The organism is Nocardiopsis sp. RV163, from assembly GCF_001029525.1.
Classification (GTDB): domain Bacteria; phylum Actinomycetota; class Actinomycetes; order Streptosporangiales; family Streptosporangiaceae; genus Nocardiopsis; species Nocardiopsis dassonvillei.
On record NZ_LEKI01000265.1, the window covers coordinates 1 to 4,260 of the forward strand.

Genomic DNA, 4,260 nt, shown 5'->3' on the forward strand with positions numbered 1-4,260 from the left:
GGGCTAGGACGGGGACTGCCCCGGCCCCGCACGGGGGCGGACCGACCCTAGAAGACCCTTCCCGGCCTGGTGCGGTCGGCCAGGGCGGCGAAGCGGAACGTGTTCACGGGATGGCTGGACAGGAGGTTGACCAGCAGCACGAAGAAGCCGGTGTCGGTGCGGGCGCGGGCGGCGATGTCGTAGAAGTCCACCGCCGGGTACAGGTACTTGCCCGCGGCGAGCACCCGCAGCCCCTGCATGCCCTCGGGGCAGAAGGCGTGGGCGTGGTTGTCCGCGGTGTACTCCTGCGCGCGGCTCAGGCTGGTGCCCACGCCGGGGATCACGTTGGCGACCGAGATCCCGAACTGGCGCCAGAACGACGTGTGGCCCGCCGCGATGTGGCCGACCTCGTGGCCGATCACGAACCGCAGCGTGTCGTTGTCGGCCAGACGGTCGCCCACCTCGAACAGATCGCTGGTGACGGCCACGTAGCGCCGGAAGCCGTGCCCGGAGGCGAACGCGTTGAGCTCGCCGTTGCCCAGCACGACGTAGGCCTCGGGCACCCGCTTCATGCGGAACGCGGCGGCGGCCTCGGCGACCATCCGGTGCGCCTCGGGGAACTGGTGCTCGGTGATGCGCACCCCGTTGACCCGCTGGCGCGCGTAGAGCTGCCCGCGCACGAAGTACACGAGCGCGGGGATGCTCAGCAGGAGCAGCGGCTGGTTCGGCTCACCCGAGTAGGCGCGGCTGACCGCGCCCACCACGGCGAGCAGGGTCACCCCCACGCACACGACCAGAAGGGGGATCTCCCGGGGATGGCGCAGTCGGCGTTCCCCCATCCGTGCTCAGAGGCGGTACTCGGAGCCGGGACGGTCGTCGTCGGGGGGCGGGGGCGGACCACCGTAGGAGGGGCCGGACGGCGGGCGCGGCCGGTCGTCCTCCTCCAGCAGCGCGGCCATGTCCGCGGACAGCGTGGACTCCTCGGTCTTGCCGTCGCGCCACTCCTGGCGGTGCTCCTCGTCCTGGGCCTCCATCACGGCGTCCATGTCGGCCTCGTGGGTGGACTTGGCCCGGTCCCCGTCCGGCGCGGGCCACGGGGACCGGGGCCGGTCCTCCTCGGGTTCGGGCCAAGCGGTCCGCGCCCTGTCCTCGTCCGGGGCCGGCCAGGCGGTCCGGGCCCGGTCCCCGTCCGGGACGGGCCAGGACGAGTCGGGGTAGGCGCTGTCGTAGGCGTCGTTGGGCGCGTCCTCGGCCGCCGCCTTCGGGCTGTCGTCGCCCAGGTAGGACAGCGCGGCCACGGTGATCGCGGCCAGCCCGGCGCGCAGGGTGGGTTCCCGGGCGGGCGCGAAGAACGGCGAGTGGGTGCTGGGGACGTTGCCCATCTTCTCGTACGGGGTGTCGCCGGGGGCGGCCTCCCACACGTCGTGGGGGGTGGCGCCGACGAACCAGAACACGTAAGGGATCGGCTGCGGGTCGCCGGGCAGGCCGAAGTAGCCGAAGTCCTCCGTCGCCGGGAACGGGTCGGGCAGGTGGATGACGTACTCGTCACCGAAGTAGGCGTGGTGGGCGGCGGCCACGTCGGCTGTGCTCTGGGGGTCGTTGCGGGTGACGCCCGCGCCCTGGAAGCGCTCGATCTCGGGCTCGCGGGCGGCTCCGGAGGCGGCGGCCTCGGCGCGCACGATCCGCTCGATGGCCGCTTCGAGCTGGTCGGACACGTTGTCGTTGAGTGCCCGGGTGTTGATCTCCAGGTAGGCCTCGTCGGGGATGATGTTGGCCTTGGTCCCCGCCTGGATCCTGCCGACGGTGAGCACCGCCATCTCGCTCGGGCTCACTTCGCGGGAGACCACGCCCTGCAGGCGGGTGACGATGCTCGCCGCGATGAGGACCGGGTCCACGGTCGTGTTCGGCTGGGAGGCGTGGCCCCCCTCCCCGTACACGCGCACGCGGTAGGAGTTGGAGGCGCCGAGGACGACCCCGGCGCGGTGGGAGATCAGTCCGGCGGGCTGCGGGCCCAGGTGCTGGCCGAGGATGACGTCGGGGCGGCCGAAGCGGTCGAACAGCCCGTCCTCCAGCATGGCCTGCGCCCCGTCGAGGGTCTCCTCACCCGGCTGGGCGACGACCATCACGGTCCCGGCCCACTCGTCGCGGGTCTCCGAGAGCAGGTCGGCGGCGCCCACCAGGCAGGCGGTGTGGGCGTCGTGCCCGCAGGCGTGCATGACGGGGACCTCGGCGCCCTCGTCGTTGGCGGCGCGGGCGGTGCTGGCGTAGGGCAGCCCGGTTTTCTCCTCCAGCGGGAGCGCGTCCATGTCGGCGCGCAGCATCACCGTGGGACCCGGTCCGTTGCGCAGGATACCGACCACGCCGGTTCCCCCGACGCCCTTGTGGACCTCGTAACCCGTCCGGGTGAGCCACTCGGCGACACCGCTGGCGGTGCGGTGCTCGGCGTGGGAGAGCTCGGGGTTCTTGTGCAGGTCGACGTAGAACCCCTCCACGAGCGGGAAGAGCTCGTCGAGGAGTCGCATGACCACGTTCCCGTGCTGAGCGGCACGGTTGGGGTCCACCGCGTGCGGCACGGCTTCCACCGCCTTCTTCCGTATTATCGACCGGGTCGGAACCGCCCGTCTGACGAGAGCAGCCTAGCGGCGCGTCCGCCGCGGCCACACAGTCAGCCGCGCGACCTCCGCGGGCCCTGTCCGGAGCAGGCCCGGACCGTCACCCTCCGTAGAAGGCGGTGGCGCGGATGGGTTAGTGTCTGCACACGGAAAGCTACCCCCGGCCGAGCCGCTCGTGTCACAGACGTTTCACGAGCACCACCCTCACCTCAACCGAGGCAGGACTCCGGCATCTTTCCAGCGATCTCCGGAGAACCGCTGGCATACTTTGCTACATCACAGTAAGGTAACGCAGCACATGTTCACTCATCCGACCTTACGGTGTCCCCCTCGCGCCCCACGCGGCACCGCGCCACCCGCGTCCCGGCCCCACGGTCGGCCCGCGGGCCGCGTGCACGGCCGGAAGAGAACACACACGTCCCAGAAGCAGATGATCTCGGAGTCCACTCGTGGCCTCATCCATGACCAGTCCGGCATCCCAGCGTCAGGAACCGGGGCACGGCGCGGTCGCCCCCACCACGGCCGCCCCGGGTCCAGGCCGTGACGCCCGTCTGGACAATGCCAAGTTCGTCCTGATCGCCCTGGTCGTCGTCGGCCACGCGATCGGCCCACTACGCGATTACGGGCCCGCCAGCGCCCTCTACTACTGGATCTACTTCTTCCACATGCCCGCGTTCATCATGATCAGCGGCTACCTCTCGCGGTCCTTCGACGCCTCGTCGAACCGCGTCGAGAAGCTGGTCCTGTCGCTCGCGGTGCCCTACCTGGTGTTCTGGACCATCCACCAGTCCATCTACGCGGTCGAACGCGGCGGCCTGCCGGAGTCCATGTCGGTGCTCCAGCCGACCTACGCCCTGTGGTTCCTGGTCGCCCTGTTCGTGTGGCGCCTGAGCGTACCGGTCTGGAAGCGGCTGCGCTGGCCCGTGCTCATCGCGGTGCTCATCTCCGTGTTCGGGGCCACCGCGAGCCTCGGGGAGACGCTCTCCCTGGGCCGCGTGGTGAGCTTCCTGCCGTTCTTCGTCCTGGGACTGAGCCTGCGCCGCGAGCACTTCGCCTACCTGGACCGGCTCTGGGTGCGGATCGCGTCCGTGCTGGTGCTGGGGGTGACGGCGGCGCTGGCCGTGCCCATCTCCGAGCAGATGAGCCGCTCCTGGCTCTTCTGGACCAACAGCCTCACCGACCGCGAGATCGACCCGATCCTGCCGAGCCTGGGCGTGCGGGTCGGCTTCATGGCCCTCGCGCTGGTGATGTCCTTCGCGGTCCTGGCCCTGATGCCCAAGCAGCGCACGTGGTTCACCTCCCTGGGGGCCTACACGCTGTACGTGTACCTGGGGCACTCGGTGGTGATCGTCCTGTTGCAGGCCTCGCCCTGGTACAGCCTGATGTCCGGGGCGACGGAGATGGTCGTCACGGTACTGCTGGGCGTGGTGCTGACGCTGCTGCTGTGCACCCCGTGGGTGCGCGCGGGCCTGCGCTGGGCCGTGGAACCGCAACTGACGTGGTTCCTGCGCCAGGACTCGGCGGTGCGCGCGCCGAACGGCGCCGGGAAGGCCGACGGCGCCGAGAAGGCCGACGCCACCGGGAGGGCCGGCGGCGGACGCGAGAAGGAGAAGGCCGGGGTTTGACCCGGCTTCCGTGCGAGGGGCGCGGCGTACACGGGAGGGGCGGG

General features: G+C 71.2%; 3 protein-coding genes. 1 reads left to right on the forward strand and 2 read right to left on the reverse strand.

What is annotated here, in order from left to right:
* Positions 1-47: 47 nt before the first annotated feature.
* A complete protein-coding gene (locus ABD54_RS25660; protein WP_047872126.1) occupies positions 48-818 on the reverse strand; it encodes a M48 family metallopeptidase in 771 nt (256 codons plus the stop codon).
* A gap of 6 nt (positions 819-824) precedes the next feature.
* Positions 825-2,561 (reverse strand): amidohydrolase, encoded by a 1,737-nt coding sequence (locus ABD54_RS25665; RefSeq protein WP_047872127.1) that lies wholly within the window; start codon positions 2,559-2,561, stop codon positions 825-827.
* A 491-nt stretch (positions 2,562-3,052) separates the two neighbouring features.
* Between ABD54_RS25665 and ABD54_RS25670 the strand changes: the two genes are divergently transcribed.
* On the forward strand, positions 3,053-4,216 hold the full coding sequence (locus tag ABD54_RS25670) for an acyltransferase family protein (RefSeq protein WP_047872128.1): 1,164 nt from the start codon (positions 3,053-3,055) through the stop codon (positions 4,214-4,216).
* The last annotated feature ends 44 nt before the right edge of the window (positions 4,217-4,260 follow it).